General features: G+C 44.9%; 16 protein-coding genes and 2 pseudogenes. 11 read left to right on the top strand and 7 right to left on the bottom strand.

The genetic code is table 11. The features are described 5' to 3' along the window. Positions 1 to 72 precede the first annotated feature (72 nt). From R7127_RS18275 to R7127_RS18260, 4 genes and pseudogenes are all read left to right on the top strand, one after another. Positions 73 to 1,305 (top strand): annotated as a pseudogene (locus tag R7127_RS18275) (porin); the annotation flags it as partial. Between the two features lie 78 nt (positions 1,306 to 1,383). Continuing rightward, the gene (locus R7127_RS18270) at positions 1,384 to 2,103 is read left to right on the top strand and encodes a carbonic anhydrase (RefSeq protein WP_017819741.1); all 720 of its coding nucleotides are present in this window, start codon (positions 1,384 to 1,386) and stop codon (positions 2,101 to 2,103) included. A gap of 78 nt (positions 2,104 to 2,181) precedes the next feature. Further along, a pseudogene (locus R7127_RS18265) lies at positions 2,182 to 2,660 on the top strand (YtfJ family protein). A 20-nt stretch (positions 2,661 to 2,680) separates the two neighbouring features. Further along, complete coding sequence (locus R7127_RS18260; RefSeq protein WP_005480927.1) at positions 2,681 to 3,115, top strand: hypothetical protein; 435 nt, start codon at positions 2,681 to 2,683, stop codon at positions 3,113 to 3,115. A gap of 79 nt (positions 3,116 to 3,194) precedes the next feature. Here the strand turns inward: R7127_RS18260 and R7127_RS18255 are convergent, their stop codons facing one another. Both R7127_RS18255 and yjjG read right to left on the bottom strand, forming a co-directional pair. Next, the gene (locus R7127_RS18255; RefSeq protein ID WP_172563700.1) at positions 3,195 to 3,734 is read right to left on the bottom strand and encodes an NUDIX domain-containing protein; all 540 of its coding nucleotides are present in this window, start codon (positions 3,732 to 3,734) and stop codon (positions 3,195 to 3,197) included. A gap of 51 nt (positions 3,735 to 3,785) precedes the next feature. Then, positions 3,786 to 4,460, bottom strand: coding sequence for a pyrimidine 5'-nucleotidase (gene yjjG / locus R7127_RS18250; protein ID WP_005374109.1), 675 nt, complete (start codon positions 4,458 to 4,460; stop codon positions 3,786 to 3,788). 138 nt (positions 4,461 to 4,598) lie between these two features. On the opposite strand from yjjG, the gene R7127_RS18245 reads away from it, so the two are divergent. From R7127_RS18245 to R7127_RS18225, 5 genes are all read left to right on the top strand, one after another. Continuing rightward, entirely contained in the window at positions 4,599 to 5,522 is a 924-nt protein-coding gene (locus R7127_RS18245; protein ID WP_042523376.1) for a LysR family transcriptional regulator, read from the top strand. A 115-nt stretch (positions 5,523 to 5,637) separates the two neighbouring features. Next, the gene (locus R7127_RS18240; protein ID WP_029795225.1) at positions 5,638 to 5,952 is read left to right on the top strand and encodes a hypothetical protein; all 315 of its coding nucleotides are present in this window, start codon (positions 5,638 to 5,640) and stop codon (positions 5,950 to 5,952) included. Between the two features lie 47 nt (positions 5,953 to 5,999). After that, a complete protein-coding gene (locus R7127_RS18235) occupies positions 6,000 to 6,686 on the top strand; it encodes a helix-turn-helix transcriptional regulator (protein ID WP_172563699.1) in 687 nt (228 codons plus the stop codon). 164 nt (positions 6,687 to 6,850) lie between these two features. Beyond that, a complete protein-coding gene (locus tag R7127_RS18230; RefSeq protein ID WP_021035913.1) occupies positions 6,851 to 7,033 on the top strand; it encodes a hypothetical protein in 183 nt (60 codons plus the stop codon). An 852-nt stretch (positions 7,034 to 7,885) separates the two neighbouring features. Continuing rightward, on the top strand, positions 7,886 to 8,077 hold the full coding sequence (locus R7127_RS18225; protein WP_242533324.1) for a hypothetical protein: 192 nt from the start codon (positions 7,886 to 7,888) through the stop codon (positions 8,075 to 8,077). Between the two features lie 520 nt (positions 8,078 to 8,597). On the opposite strand, the gene R7127_RS18220 is transcribed toward R7127_RS18225, so the two are convergent. Then, positions 8,598 to 9,158, bottom strand: a complete 561-nt coding sequence (locus tag R7127_RS18220; RefSeq protein ID WP_130546479.1) for a sugar O-acetyltransferase — start codon at positions 9,156 to 9,158, stop codon at positions 8,598 to 8,600. A 129-nt stretch (positions 9,159 to 9,287) separates the two neighbouring features. Continuing rightward, positions 9,288 to 9,686 (bottom strand): OsmC family protein, encoded by a 399-nt coding sequence (locus R7127_RS18215; RefSeq protein ID WP_172563698.1) that lies wholly within the window; start codon positions 9,684 to 9,686, stop codon positions 9,288 to 9,290. 202 nt (positions 9,687 to 9,888) lie between these two features. Here R7127_RS18215 and msrB point away from each other — a divergent pair, with 202 nt between their 5' ends. After that, positions 9,889 to 11,031: a peptide-methionine (R)-S-oxide reductase MsrB gene (gene msrB, locus R7127_RS18210; RefSeq protein ID WP_167415760.1), complete on the top strand. Its 1,143-nt coding sequence runs from the start codon at positions 9,889 to 9,891 to the stop codon at positions 11,029 to 11,031. 33 nt (positions 11,032 to 11,064) lie between these two features. Next, complete coding sequence (locus R7127_RS18205; protein ID WP_005374142.1) at positions 11,065 to 11,211, top strand: DUF2256 domain-containing protein; 147 nt, start codon at positions 11,065 to 11,067, stop codon at positions 11,209 to 11,211. 61 nt (positions 11,212 to 11,272) lie between these two features. Here the strand turns inward: R7127_RS18205 and R7127_RS18200 are convergent, their stop codons facing one another. Genes R7127_RS18200 through R7127_RS18190 form a run of 3 tightly spaced genes read right to left on the bottom strand, consistent with a single transcriptional unit; the run spans position 11,273 to position 14,876 of the window. Further along, positions 11,273 to 11,980 (bottom strand): SDR family oxidoreductase, encoded by a 708-nt coding sequence (locus tag R7127_RS18200; protein WP_017819732.1) that lies wholly within the window; start codon positions 11,978 to 11,980, stop codon positions 11,273 to 11,275. Next, positions 11,980 to 13,524 carry a cryptochrome/photolyase family protein gene (locus tag R7127_RS18195; protein WP_262584276.1) on the bottom strand — a complete coding sequence of 515 codons (1,545 nt, stop codon included), beginning with the start codon at positions 13,522 to 13,524 and terminating at the stop codon, positions 11,980 to 11,982. Before R7127_RS18195 ends, R7127_RS18200 begins: the two co-directional genes overlap by 1 nt. Then, positions 13,524 to 14,876, bottom strand: a complete 1,353-nt coding sequence (locus tag R7127_RS18190) for a DASH family cryptochrome (RefSeq protein ID WP_262584274.1) — start codon at positions 14,874 to 14,876, stop codon at positions 13,524 to 13,526. The genes R7127_RS18195 and R7127_RS18190 overlap by 1 nt, the downstream gene beginning before the upstream one ends. Between the last annotated feature and the right edge of the window lie 258 nt (positions 14,877 to 15,134).

Here is a 15,134-nt window from a genome sequence, read left to right as displayed (position 1 = left end):
GGCTACGACGATTAATGGGTGTAGCCGATCAGATCGTAGCTTCTTGATTTAGTTCCATCGATTTAAGCAACAAAGCCTTTTGCTGGTGATGCCGTCATTGGTGATAATGCGTCTGTAGTCAGCCGTAACGCCGCAGCGATGACGCTGTTTAAACAAAATGCCTTATCGTTCGGTGTCACTTACGTCAAACCTGACGTTACCGTTAAAAATGCGCAATATCATCGAGCTAACATTAATGCGGATGTCAATGTTGGTATGGGCGGTTTTCCTCCGTCCCCTCAAGTTGAAATTACCCCGTCCTTCTCTCAAACCGTGACCGACATTGATGACGTCGATGGCGTTGGTCAACCAGCCGTTGTACCCAATTTTTACTTTATTCACCCTATCAACGACGACTGGTATCTTGGCTTATCGGCATACTCCAACTTCGGAACCGACATGGAGTTTAAACCAAACTATGGCGCACCTGTTTTTGGCGGTGTCACCAGCGTAGCGAGTGTCAACCTTGGCGCAAGCTTGGCATACAAGGTGAACGACCGTTTTAGTATCGGTGGTGGTATTGATGTGATTTACGGCTCTGGTGAACTGTACCGCGATATGGACGTGGGTGTTTGCGTTGGTGGGAACATACTGGGAAACGAACTAGAACAACGTTGCGGAGCCTTAAAAGGCAACGCACTTGATGTGGAAGCTGGCGGCATTGGGCTTGGCGCGAACATTGGCATGATGTACGAGTTTAACGAACGTCATCGCTTGGGTTTGAGCTACAAGCACAGCCCTAATATCGATGCCAAGGGTGACATCCACTTTGCTGGCGAATCGTACGACTCACTTGCTATGCCGCTACCGGATATTGCGGAGTTTTCCGGTTATCACCGCGTCTTACCTAAATTTGCCCTGCACTATTCTGTGCAGTGGATTGGTTGGTCAGCATTTGACAGCTTGAAAGCTGATGATCAGTTGCTAAAAGATTTTCAGTGGCAAGACTCCGCGCACTACTCCATCGGTGCGACTTGGTACGCCAATGAACGTTGGACACTTCGCACGGGTTACATGTTCGACAAAACACCTGTCGATGAGCTGACTTCGCTTTCTATCCCAGATTCGAACCGTCACTGGTTATCTGCGGGTGCCTCTTACCAATGGTCATCAGATACCACGGTTGACATCGGCATGACGTACTTGATTGGTGAAGATGTCAACGTAGAAGAGTACGCGTATGAAGGTGTTCCTGCACCGATGGTAACGGGCGTGACCCATTCAAATGCGTTCCTAATTGGTGCCCAACTCAGCCACCGTTTCTAATTTGTCAGGCAGTGATCAAACCTCTAGGTCATTGCCTTGTAACAACGCTTATCAAAGCGACCGAACAGAGACATTATTATGAACAAAACACTACTTGCTTTTTCACTCTCACTTCTCACTCTAGGCGCGGCTCAGGCTTCAGAATGGGGCTATGGCAATGACAAACACGGGCCAGAGCACTGGGGAGAAATCGCCAAAGACTGCGCAACCACGAAAAACCAAAGCCCAATCAACATCGACAACCCAGCCGATGCAAAACTGGAAGCACTGAACCTTTCGTACACTGGTCAGGTCATTGGTTTAACCAACAATGGTCATACGCTGCAAGCGCAAGTGAACGGACGTAACAGCTTCACCATCGATGGCGAGACGTTCGAGCTGCAACAGTTCCATTTCCACACACCTTCAGAAAACCAAATCAAAGGCCGCCAATATCCACTTGAAGCGCACTTTGTGCACGCCAACGCAGATGGCGAGTTGGCGGTAATTTCGGTGATGTTTGATGCTGGCGATCAAAACGCAGCACTGTCTAAACTGATCAACGCAATCCCACAAGAGAATCAAACCACTTTCTTTAAAGATACGTTTGAGATTAACGACTTACTGCCAAAAACTGCAAACTACTATCGATTTAACGGCTCTTTAACCACACCACCATGTTCAGAAGGTGTGCGCTGGTTTGTGCTTAAAGACACTCAAACCTTATCCAAAGATCAAGCCGCGAAACTGATGGAAGTCATGGGACAAAACAATCGTCCGCTGCAACCGTTAAATGCGCGCGTTGTACTTTCTAACTAATCGCCAAATCCGATAAGGGGCATCGTATTTGCCCCTTATTTTGATTCGCTCTAACCTCACTTCGTTACAGGAACCCCAATGAAAACTCCATCTGTTCTGTCACTCTTACTCGCACTCGCCCCGACATTCGCCTTCTCTCATAACCTTTTTGTCGGTCAAACCACCCCTTCCGTCAGCATTGATACCTATGGCGAAATGACGCTGCAAGGAGACGATGTGGCTTATCAACCTTGGGCAACTCAGCTGATGTTAGGCAAAGTCCGTGTGATACAAGCCATTGCAGGTCGTAGTAAAGCCAAAGAGATGAACGCGCCGCTGATGTCAGCAATCACTGCCGCTCACTTTCCTGAAGATCAGTATCAGACCACAACCGTGATCAACCAAGAAGACGCCATTTGGGGAACCGGTACATTTGTTAAATCGTCGGCAGAGGACAGCAAGAAAGTTCTGCGATTATCGTACAAAATAAACAAGGCGAAATTTTATTCGTGAAAGAAGGGGCTTTAACTCAAGACGAAGTCACACACGTCATCGAACTGATTAAACAGAATATCTAAACCTAAGGTAAGGAAAAGCTATGAAACTGTTCAACACCATCGCACTCTGTCTTTTAGCGGCTGTAGCCTCTTTCCAATCGGTTGCAGGAGACAACGATTGGGATAAGATTGCAGATAAGACCGTCAGTTTTAAATCGGAAACCGACACAGTCAATCCACTGTCACCATTTGCTAACGCTCGTTTCAGCCACATAAAAATCAAATGTACGCAAGGTACGGTCGATCTGAAAAGCGTTAAAGTAATCATGAAAGATGGTCAGGAAAAGACGTTCGACAGTTTAGGGGTTCTGACTAAAGGCATGTCATCAAGAAGCTTAAGCCTACCAACAAAAGATAACGCGAAATTAGACAAGATCGAGTTGAACTATGAATCGGTTGGCAGCACAGCGCTGCAAGTCGCGGGGGTGACCAAAAAAGCGCAAGTGGAAATCTTAGGTAAGAAAATCGACGAGTAAGCGATGGCTCAACGAGCTCACCCAAACTAAAAACAGCGGCACTAGGCCGCTGTTTTCATTAAAAAATCGTAATGAATAACTAAATGAATTTCTTCAGCTTCGCCAAACCATAAGCAGCGATGGTGACACAATCTTTGATCGTACCGTCGATCATCATCTGTTCGAACTCCTCAACCGAAAAAGCACGAGCGATCAAATCCTCTTCTTCACTGTCGAGTTGATTGCCCACGTCCGTTAAATCAGTGGCGAAATAGACGTGACATGTCTGATTCAAAAAGCCGTATGCGATAAACTGCGCGCCGACATACGCCATGGCGCTCGCCTGCATGCCCGTTTCTTCACGCAGCTCGCCTTTGGCAAGCTCAAGATGATCCGCATTTGGGTTTGATTCCCACGCCCCTTGTGGGATCTCCCAACAACGTTGACCTACGGTGTAACGGTACTGCTGAACCAAGTGAATCATCCCGTTATCGATAGCCAGAATCGCAGCACAATCAGGTTTGTCGACCACACCATAGATGCCCTCTGCGCCGCTCGGACGTAAAATTTTGTCCTCACGCACCGTCATCCACTTATTCTGGTAAACGACTTTGCTGTCTAGCTGTTTGATGTCTGACATGGTTATTCCTTGATTTTTCTGAGGGTTACTGTGGAATAATACCCGATTCGGTTACGCCACCAAAATGTTCTTTAGTTCACTCAAAGACTCAACGGTGTAATTTGGTGCGATACGCTCATCAACGCTTGCGCCTGTGGTATTTAACCAGCAAGTTTCAATACCAAAATTATTACCACCCAGAATATCGGAATGCAGGTTGTCACCCACCATCAGTACGCGCGTTTTGCAGGGATTGCCCATTTGCTGCATCGCGTATTCAAAAATACCTAAGTCCGGTTTTGCTACGCCCACTTGTTCAGAGATCACCACTTTATCGAAGTACTCAGTCATCCCTGTGCGCTCAAGGCGGATCGCTTGCAACTCTGTAAAACCGTTGGTGATAATGCCCATTTTAGCTTTGCCTTGCAGCGCTTCCATCAGCTCTTTTGCACCTGGCAACAAGCTGCAAATATCGGCCATTGCTTCTAAAAATGCGCTGTTGAGATCTGCTGTTGTGGTATTCAACTTCTCAGCCCACTCGGTAAAACGCTTATGTTTTAGCTCATCTGCCGTTACTTTGCCGTCTTGGTAATCCACCCAAAGCGGTTTGTTTACGGTTTGGTAATGAGCAAAATCTTGTTCAGTAAAATCTACGCCTTTGCGAGAAAACATAAGCTGCAAACCTTTGAAAGCATCAAAGTGGAATAAGGTTTCGTCAGCGTCAAACAGGATCCAATCGTACTTCATTTTCTTCTTCCCAAAATCAAGGTCGTAATACTGGTGCATAGTCTAGATTGTTTTCTTCTTGAAGATAATCTCTATAATTGGAAATTAATTGTATCCTTGTGCTCAACAATAAATGCTTCACGATAATAGGAGATTGATGTGAACGCGATTGCCTCCCTGCCCGTTTTTGTTGCTGTTGTCGAATGCGGCAGCTTTTCCCTTGCGGCCAAACAGCTGAATCTGACGAAATCGGCGATCAGCAAACGCATCAACCAACTAGAAGACGATTTGGGCATTCGTCTCCTTAACCGAACCACGCGTAAGCTGAGCCTGACCGAAGCGGGAGAACGCTATTTTGAGTACGCTTCTCAAGCGCTCAATCTGGCCCAGCAAGGCGTAGACGCGGTATCGGAACTGCAAGGCTCTCCACAAGGTCGGCTCAAAATTACCGTGCCGATGTCTTTCGGTGTACTGCATATCGCGCCTTTGATCAGCGAGTTTCTCGCTCGTTACCCGAAAATTGAAGTGGATTTAAGCCTCGAAGACAAAATGGTCGATTTGGTTAAAGACGGTTTTGATTTGGGGATCCGTATTGGTGAACTCACCTCTTCCAATCTAATCGCAAAACGTCTCGCCCCTTGTAAAAGTGTGCTTTGTGCCTCACCAGATTACTTAGCGGAGTTTGGAACACCACAAAAACCAAGTGATTTAGTCGGTCACAACTGCCTGCGCTACTCCTATTTCCGTGGCGGCGTCGAATGGATGTTCATCAACAACGGCAGCGAATACAAGGTACTTCCAAAAGGAAACTTTATCGTCAATAACAGCGAAGCCATTCGCCAGTTGCTGTTAAGAGGTTCGGGCATTGCGCAACTGCCAACATTTATTGCAGGAAGAGACTTTGCCGCAGGAAATCTAAAACCGGTGATGGAAGAGTACTCTCTACCAGAACACGCCATTTATGCGGTTTTTCCTGAGCGCAAGCACATGCCGTTGAAAGTAAGAGCCTTTATCGATTTTATCAGCGAAAAACTCGGCACAGATTTACCTTACTGGGATCGTTACAACAGCCCAGAAAAATAACCATATTGATGATAAGTGAGTGAGATTTCACTACTGACATGTTCTGACATTCCATCCGCGTAACCTTATTTGGAACTCAACAGGCAATCCGCCAAAACCAATAAGGAATCACAATATGGAAACCGTTATCGAAACTGTGCAATTTCGTCTAACCGCAGGCACAACAGAGCAAGACGTGATCGCCGCTGCCAAACAGTCACAAACGTTTGTGAAGAATCTGCCGGGCTTTTTGTATCGCTCACTCAGTCACGAAGCGACGGACGATGTGTGGACAGACATCATTTACTGGCGTTCAATGGACGATGCAAAACAGGCGGGAAAACAGCTTAAGCAAGCCGCTGAATTTCAGCCTCTGTTATCAATGATTGACTGCGAAAGCTTCGAGCTTATACATCACAACTTAAAAATGTGCAGTGAGCTAGAGAAGTAATCAGCCACACTACTACTAACAACCAGTAGGTCTAGATAAGGAACATCATGAGCAAATCAGAACGACTGTTTGAGCTACTGACGCTTTTGCGCGCAAAGCGTTACGCAGTGACAGCGAAAGAGCTCGCAGAAAGAATGGAAGTCAGCGAACGTACGATTTATCGCGATATTCAGTCGTTGCTTAGTTCTGGTGTTCCTATTCAAGGTGAAGCAGGTGTTGGCTACCTATTGCAAGCTGGCTCTCATCTGCCGCCTTTGATGTTCTCAGAAAAAGAGATGATGGCGCTTGAACTGGGTATGCGGATGGTTCGAGCCTGGTCGGATGCCGAACTCGCCGAAGCGTCTCACTCTGCGTCCACCAAAATACTTTCGGTATTGCCCGATAAGCTCAAACAACAAGTGGAAGATTGTCCGCTGATTGTGCCCGATTATCACACCCAATCCGAGACTGCCAAACGAGGGCAGCTTCTGCGCCACGCGATTGATCATCAGTTTAAGGTCAGTTTGGATTACCAAGATGAAAGCGGACAAGTGACCGAAAGAAAAATCCAACCGTTAGGCCAGTTCTTTTGGGGCAAAGTCTGGACGCTGGTCGCCTGGTGCGAATTGCGCGATGACTACCGCCAGTTCCGCCTCGACCGTATCCAAGCACTGCGTATGCACGATGAAGAGTTTGAGAGTGCGGAAACCAAATATCTCAAACATTATATTGCGCAGTATGAATCGAAAGATTGAGTGTTCTTCATCCTTCCATCAAAAGGATTCTAAATTGCTCTGCTCAATGCGCGATATTTGGAAAGGTACATTTAGTTAAACTAACGTTTCATTTTTAACAGATGCGCAACCAACCTAAGATCGTTAACTTAAGTAGCACGTCAACCACACCGGAGCGTGAAGCTATGAAAGTACTGATTCAATACACCCAAGCAGGGAAATATCGAGATCAAGCGTGGGAGTCTTTAACTCTTCGATCTAAAGGTGATATGCAGGCCGTTACCCCTTCTTATGCTGCCCAACTTATCGAACAAAGCAAAGCGACACTTGTGATGACTGAGGAGCAACAAATCGTTATTCATCCATAACCGACTATTAGCCTTGTTTAACCAACCTTTGTTAGTTGTGCAAGGCTTACATCTCGCCATTTAAGTTTATCAATTTTATACACGACCAACTATATTTGGAGGTTGGCGTTAAGCATTTTTCCGAACATTGATGTTTGTTCGTTTAATCGTTCAACCTAGCTCAGGTGAAAAGCGAAAGTTACCTGATGTATCCCAAGAGGGGCCTAGGTGGTACCGCCTATTATCCTTCATAATAATATGGGTAATTATCATAAACTCTACAATGTTAGCACTTGTATTTTTTATCGCAGGTTTTTTATCACTAGCAAATCATGTATGACCTTCACTTATCCAACCAAGTTTAATATCACACTTTAAATGTAAAAAATCACATAAACAATTTCATACAAATAATAAATACATCAGCTAATTTGTAACTTTTTAAAATGAAAGTCTAGAATGCAAAAAATAAACCTTTTTAAATATAGTTTTTTGTTAGTATCTGCACAAACAAATTATTAGCTAGAGGTGCTCTGTGTCGGGATTATTTGAGTATAAAATAAAAACTCATGATAACTTATCATCAATTATATTAAACATGTATGGTGCTCCATATGAAAGGCTAAATTTATCACTTGATAATAAAAAGCTTACGAGTCTATTCGCATAGCTCGAAGTGGAGGATTACCTGCGAATGCTCATATAGTTAAACAAGCCGAAAAACTGAATAAAATAGCTCAAGCATCTAAAGTTGGCGGACATGTTTTAGTATGTGTTGGTCTAACGGCTTCCTGCATTCAGATTGCGAATACACAAGACCAACATGAGAAGAATGAAATTTTTGTTGAGTCAATAACTAGCACAGCTGTAGGAATGGGTACCAGCGCGTTAGTCGGTCTATTTTTAGTATCAAACCCTATTGACTGGGGGACTGCCATTGTACTCGCTGCCGGTACTACCGCTATTGGGTACGCCTCCGGTAAAGCAGCTGTGCTTACATACAACAACTTAGGCTCTCAGCCTGACTTAGTTTCAAAGACAAACTTGGGTGCCATATGCAATTAGTTTGGAATATTATTGGATACTTAATGTTTTCTGGAATATTGATTATTTTTCTCCAGACATTATTTATAGGTATCATGCATATTTTAATGCCAAAAAAAGTTGTCAATAGTTACTTTACAGAACCTTATTTTAACACTTTCGAACTAGCTCTATTTACGGGATGGCCTTACGCATTTTTCCGAACATTGATGTTTGTTCGTTTAATCGTCCAACCTAGCTCAGGTAAAAAACGAAAGTTACCCGATATCTCCAAAGAAGTGCCTAGATGGTACCGCTCACTATCAATTCTATTAATAGGAATAATTATTATAAACTCCTCTATGCTGATAGTCGTATTCTCTTCAGCTGGAATACTCGCATTAGTAGATAGTTTAAACCCTTAATACCTTATTGTTTTTCAAGTTCAAGTTGAAACTTTGAAGTTGAATAATGTAGAAATAGCTTATTTGGGCTTAATGTAACTCGGATAAGCTATATTCTTCTCGAAAGCTATATAATTGTCACAACGACGCTTGCTCTCTTACAATAATTCTTCTTCGTTGAGACGACGAATCAATTTAGCTGGCGTGCCTCCGTATAGACAATCTGGCGGCACATCATGGTTGACTACCGAGTTCGCCGCAATAACCGAACGAGCACCAATCGTCACACCTTGGTTAATGACGGAATTTCCGCCAATCCACACATCATCTTCAATCGTGATGGGTTTACAAAACGTTTCCCAACGTCGGCGACTGCGGTAATCAACAGAATGAGAAGCGGTATAGAATTGCACGCTCGGTCCAATGAGCACGTGGTTCCCGATGGTAATTTTGGCACCATCGAGCATGACCACGTTCATGTTGATAAAGGTTTCTTCACCTATTTCGATGGTCTTACCAAATTCACAATGAAAAGGGGACTGGACAATACAACGGCCTACCTTGCCAAATAGCTGCTTTTGCAATTCGTCGCGCTGACTTTCGTCGGTGTTATTATTAAGTGCTCTAAGTGCTTGAAGAGCATGGCTTCTAATGGCGTCAATTTCTTTGTCCATGCCATCAAAGACCTGGCCAGACATCATTTTTTCTAGTTCTGTCACTGGAAGACTCCTACAACCTGCAATTACTGCTTTCAGATTCTTCACAAGGTACGTGAATTGCGAAATAAAAAAAGAGAAAAGCCCGGACTTTTCTCTTTCCTGTTTTTATATTTTGTGGAGTCTGTCGGCTTACACAATTTCCCAGCTGTGGGTCATCTCAACACCTTCACCTAGCATTAAGCAAACCGAGCAGTATTTTTCTAGCGAGTCAGCCGCCACTTTTGCTACGACTGCTGGGTCAAGCTCGTCACCTGACACTTCAAAGTGGATATTCACTTGCGTAAAGATACGCGGTGCGGTTTCACGACGCTCTGTGGTTAGCTTGGCATTAACTGACGAAACCTTTTGGCCTGCTGTTTTCAAACCATCAACAACATCGACAGAGCTACAGCCACCAGCAGCCATTAGTACCATTTCCATTGGGCTTGGTGCGGTTGCACCACCATTGCCATCCATCACTACGGAGTGGCCCGACTGAGATTGCCCAAGGAATTTAAAATCTTCTATCCATTTAACTTCAGCTTGCATGATTTACCTCATTTAGCATCGCTTATTCAAGGCATCGTTGCCCTTACTAGCGGTGTGTTTCTTGTCGATACTTTAGCTCTATCGCATAAAAGGGCAACGGAATTTTCAACATTACTGTAATTTTTTCGCTCGGTTACCTTTCTCTATACGTAACACTTTTTATTTAAGTAACACTTTCTACAAAAATAACGATGAGGTAGCTATGAAGAATATGTCTAAGTTATTGGCCGGTTTCTCCTTCGCACTTCCAGTCTTGTTTCTACTATTGAGTAAAACAGGTACCGCCGATACGATGGATAAGCTGAAGGCTTCAGAGAATACAAGAATCGCAACGCTAGCTGGCGGTTGTTTCTGGTGTACAGAATCGGATTTAGAGCAACTGCCCGGCGTAATCGATGTTGTATCAGGTTATTCAGGTGGTCATATTGAAAACCCGACTTACCGCCAAGTCTCTTCTGGTAAATCTGGTCATATTGAAGTGATTGAGGTGAAGTACGATCCTGCTGTTGTGAACTACGAACAAGTGCTGGATTACTTCTTCCGTCATATCGACCCTACCGACGATAAAGGTTCATTTGTTGACCGTGGTCCTCAATACCGTCCGGCGATCTTCTATCATAATGCGGAGCAAAAGCAGATTGCTAAGCAGTTTATGATGGAAATCGACAAGGCGATGATCTATCCAAAACCGTTGAAAACAGAGCTGATCGAGTTTGAAAAGTTTTACCCTGCGGAGTCGTATCATCAGGATTACTACAAGAAGAGTAGCCTGAAGTACAAATACTACCGCTACGCATCAGGTCGCGATAAATATCTCGACGAAGTATTTGGTGAAGATCGAAAAGAAAGCCCTAAAACACTTCGACAGTTGATTGAAGAAAAAAAGCTGCTTTCGAAAGTGAAAGTGTACAGTAAGCCTGCTCAGTCTGAAATCAAATCAAACTTAACAGAGCTACAGTATTACGTGACGCAAGAAGAAGGCACGGAGCGTCCGTTTGATAATGAATACTGGGACAACAAAGAAGCGGGAATTTATGTGGATATTGTGACCGGTGAACCGCTATTTTCTTCTACTGATAAATACAAATCTGGCACAGGTTGGCCAAGCTTTACTCGACCAATTAACCCGGGTTACATCGTGGAGAAAACCGATTATAAACTACTCTACCCTAGAACGGAGATCCGCAGTAAGTTTGGTGATTCACACCTAGGTCATGTGTTTAAAGATGGTCCGAAGCCGACGGGATTACGCTATTGCATGAACTCTGCTGCGATGAAATTTGTACCTGTGAACAAGATGGCGAGTTTAGGCTACGGCGATTACCTGTACCTATTTGATAAGTAGTTTTAACCAAATTAGGAGTGAACATTCAGCGCGATGAAAGGTTTTAAATCCAACCTTCCCATGAAAGTCTGTCCGGTCTGTCAGCGCCCATTTTCTTGGAGAAAGAAGTGGGCGCGAAATTGGGAGGAAATCGTTTATTGTTCTGAGCGTTGCCGAAGAAATAAATCAACGAAAACGTAGGTCACTCCGACCCTATCTGGAGTATGTTATTTCATTTGTATTAACGTTTGTACGCGTTCTCTTACCAAGGTAATAACGTCCCATCATAAGCCCAAAACGCCCCGCTATCTTGCGGGGTTGCTTTTTCTATCAAGCCTAATAAATCCTTAGCAACTCGCTCTGGCGTGAACAACTTTCCCTCTGGGACATTGGTTTGAAAAGGTGCCGACAAAGCGGTATCTGTGGTGCCAGGGTGAAGTGAAAGCACCGTGCCATGTTTGACCACTCTTTGCCATTCGATCGACATGGTTTTTAGGAACATGTTTAATGCGGCTTTCGATGCTCGATAGCTGTACCAACCACCTAACTGATTATCGCTAATGCTGCCAACTTTGGCCGAAATGGTCGCAAACTTGGGTGCAGTACTGCGCTTTAGCTTGGGCGTGAAGTATTTCGCCAACAGCAAACTTGGCAAAGTATTAACCGTGATGGTTTGCTGAAAGAAGTCTGCGTCGAGCGAGCTAAGATTCTTCTCAGGACCTTTCTCTTGGGTGTGCAACATACCAACACAGTTCACCAACCAATCGACGTGTTCAATCTGCTCACTGAACGCTTTTACCTGCTCGTCTTGCGATACATCCACTTGATGCCAAACGACATTTGGGTGTTGCCAATCTGGTTGCTGCTTACGATAAGTGGCATGCACGCGAGCTTGAGGAAACCGAGCTGCGGCTTCTCTCACCATCGCCAAACCAATTCCACCATTGCCACCGACGATGAGTATTTCCATCACAAGTTCTCCACGTTTTCTATGTAGTGCTCTGCGGTATCAAGAATCGCTTGGCGTTGTTGTTCTTCCATGTTGTCCCAAGAGCGGAAAATCATCCCGATTCGTGGATTGGCTGCGAGGCGCTTGTCGTGTTTGTTCATAAAGCGCCAATAAAGGCTGTTAAACGGACACGATCCTTCCCCACTCCTCGCCTTATTGTCGTAATGGCAACCCTTACAGTAGTCGCTCATTTTGTTGATGTAAGAACCACTCGCCGCGTAAGGTTTGGTGCCAACAATGCCGCCATCCGCAAACAATGCCATGCCACGTGTGTTCGGCATTTCGACCCATTCAATCGCATCAACATAGATACCGAGATACCACTCATCCACTTGATCTGGGTCGATCTCGGTTAGCAAGCAAAAGTTACCAGTGACCATCAATCGTTGGATGTGGTGTGCGTAGGCGTAATCGAGGGACTGCCCAATCGCATTGCGCATACAAGCCATTTTAGTTTCACCATTCCAGAAGAAATCTGGCAGCTTTCTTTCTGCGCCCAATTCGTTGTTTTTCGGGTAATGAGGCTTGTTCGCCCAATAGACCCCTCGAATGTACTCTCGCCATCCTAAGATTTGGCGAATAAACCCTTCAACTTGAGAAATGTCGATGTCCGCGTTGGAATGAAATGCCTTGAGTGAAGCATCAATGACTTCTCTCGGGTGCAGTAATTTGCTGTTAAGCGAGAATGAAATTCGGCTGTGATACAAGCTCCACTTAGCGTCGTGCTGGCCTGTCATGGCATCTTGAAAACGTCCGAATAACGGCAGACAGACTTGGCAGAAATGCGCGAGTAAAGAGAGGCTTTGCGCGCGATTAATCGGCCACAACAAGTCCCCTTCGAGATTTCCGATGGTTTTGATGTCATGTCGTGCCAGCCGCTCAATAATGCCGTGGACGTCGGTACTGAACATCAAAGGTTGTGGAAGTTGTTCAATGTCTTTGGCTTTGAGCTTGTTACGATTATTGGCATCGTAATTCCATTTTCCGCCGATAGGCTTTCCGTCTTGCATCAAGATGTCGAAGCGCTTGCGCATACGGCGGTAAAAGTGCTCCATCATGATGTGTTTGCCTTGAGGAAACTGCGATTCTATTTCCTCAAACGGTAACAAAAAGTGCTCCGAATCGACACAACGCGTCACGACCCCATCAAGCTTTAATTTGGCTAACTGCTCTAGCAGACGGTATTCATCCGGGCGTTGATATTCAAACTTACTTGCACCAACTTCCCTCGCGTAGTGTTGCAAGACTTGCTCAAGATCGTCGAAGGATTGTGTGTCATCCAATGTGAGGTGCAGAACTTGGTGACCTTCACTCTGACGCTCTTTTGCAAACTGTTCCATTGCAGAAAAGAACGCACACACTTTCTGAATATGATGCGTGACGTAAGTATTCTCTTGCTTGAGCTCCGCAATCAGGTAAAGCACTTGCTCATCCGGTTGCTGAAACCAAGAGTGCTCACTGTTAAGTTGATCGCCCAAGATCAATCGTACGGTTTCAAATTGCATTACGGTTTCTCCGGTGACGAAGCTTTGTCACTGCTACCCATTACGATAGGCCAATCGACCATGTCTACACTATCCAAATGCGCGCCAGGACAACGACCTTGCCACCTATCGATGAACTCCATGTGCGGGTCGTACATTTCGGTTTGCTTTTCGAGGTTGAATTGTCGTGAACCACACGGATCAGCACCAACGCCTGCTAAGTATTGCCAATTTCCCCAGTTTGATGCCACATCGTAATCGACCAGTTGTGACTCAAAGTACGCCGCGCCATAACGCCAATCGAGGCCAAGCTCATGCACCAAACAACTGGCAACTAACTGTCTGCCACGATTCGACATATAACCGGTTTCATTAAGTTGGTGCATACACGCATTGACGATAGGAAATGGCGTTTCACCTTTCTTCCATTGTTGGAAACGGTGCGCGTAAAAGCTGGTGAGTGGTGCTCGATTTTGGATGCCACCGAATCGGAAGAGCTGTCGCTTGTATCGACGGGCATACCAATAAAAGTATTCACGCCAAAGCAGTTCGAAGTAAATCCAGTAGGTTGAATCATTTGCGCCATTCTCCGCTTCATAACGTTTCAACATGGCATAAACAGTTCTCGGAGAAAGGCACCCATTAGCTAACCAAGGAGAGAACTTGGTAGAGTAATCCATGCCATCTAAACCGTTGCGTGTTTGTTTGTATTCACTGGCTAGTGTGGAAGCAAAATACTGGCGACAATGTTCAAGCCCGCGGCTTTCTCCACCATGAAACGCAGCTTTTGTGTCAAAGTAATATGCAGTAACGGAAGGAAGATTCACACCTAAAGGAATTGGAGGTAACGAACGGATACTCTCGTGGGGCCGAGAGATGTCTAAACTTTCAACTTGCTTTCTAAACTGCGTGAAAGTCGTAGGCAGTTTGCTCAAGTCAAATGGCAGTTGTTCTTCCCTTAACAGGGTCCGGATTGTTTGCTGTTTTATTTTTACATGAGAAGCGCCTTCAGCTACGCGACCTAACGCTTGTTGCTCATCCGAACCGGGAAAAGCGTCAGCATATATATGTGTGACGCCGAAGCGATTAACAGCATACTTGATTGCTTGATCGGGCGTCAGTTCAACTGCCCATAATCGCTGACCAAGGTGATTCAAAGATTGATTGAGTTCACTAAGCGATGCGTCGAGAAACTGCAATTTCGCACGCCCGAAAGAGGCTTCCTGCGCAAAGTGATGCAAGTAAGGCGTCATTGAAGGGTAGCAATACAAGCAAATTAACTCGTCCATTTCTACACTGGCGCTTTTCAACAGTGGGTTGTCGTGCAATCGCAAGTCGTTCGTGAACCAATAAAGTCCTATTTTCTTTTTCAATTCGCACCCTCAGATGTTAATTCTTCGTCTACGAGTTCTTTTCACGGAGACCCTGACGCTAAGCCTTTTGATTTTCTTGCTTTTATACGAAAACGAGAGTTTGACGATCATTAGGTTACTAACGTTTACACAGAATCCATTTGCTGGATATCTCAAAACACGCAATACCACCAAATGCCTGTACATGTTTCATACTGATATTTTATAAAATTCGAATCCAACGGTATTGATCACGATCTTAATCACTCATTTTCTATA

Origin of the sequence: Vibrio sp. 1159, assembly GCF_033340395.1 — a bacterium.
GTDB classification, from domain to species: domain Bacteria; phylum Pseudomonadota; class Gammaproteobacteria; order Enterobacterales; family Vibrionaceae; genus Vibrio; species Vibrio alginolyticus.
Note: the sequence above shows the minus strand (reverse complement) of the source record. Positions and strands in the feature narration are given on the sequence as shown.